Origin of the sequence: Pseudomonas sp. RW407, assembly GCF_003176655.1 — a bacterium.
Lineage (GTDB): Bacteria > Pseudomonadota > Gammaproteobacteria > Pseudomonadales > Pseudomonadaceae > Pseudomonas > Pseudomonas delhiensis.
In genome coordinates, this window is sequence record NZ_QGSL01000049.1 from 1 (window position 1) to 436 (window position 436).

Annotated in this window: 1 protein-coding gene; it reads left to right on the forward strand. The window is 64.7% G+C overall.

Annotated features, from left to right (window positions below):
* The coding region (locus DK254_RS05745) for an IS3 family transposase (protein WP_256595814.1) at window positions 1-436 on the forward strand (436 nt) is incomplete at both ends.

Consider the following 436-nt stretch of genomic DNA (forward strand, 5'->3'; position numbering starts at 1 on the left):
CCCTTGCGCCCATCCCTGCACTGCCCGGTAGCCGCCTCCCTGAAAGCCCTGTTCATGAGCTGCGGGCGTACCTATGGGAGTCGTCGCCTCCACGCCGCCCTCAACTCCGAAGGCGTGCGCGTAGGACGCTACCGAGTCCGCCGGCTGATGCGCGAGCACCGGCTTCGGCCTGTCTGGAAGCGCAAGTTTGTGCACACGACCAACAGCAAGCATGACCTGCCGATAGCCTCCAATCTGCTGGCCCGCCAGTTCGATCCTCCGGCCGTAAACCAGGCCTGGGTGGCGGATATCACCTACATCCGTACCCGCCGAGGTTGGCTGTACCTGGCCGCGGTGATGGACCTGTATTCGCGCAAGATCGTCGGCTGGGCGATGGCACCGAACATGCCGGCGGAACTGGTCTGTTCGGCGCTACAGATGGCGATTGCTCAGCGGC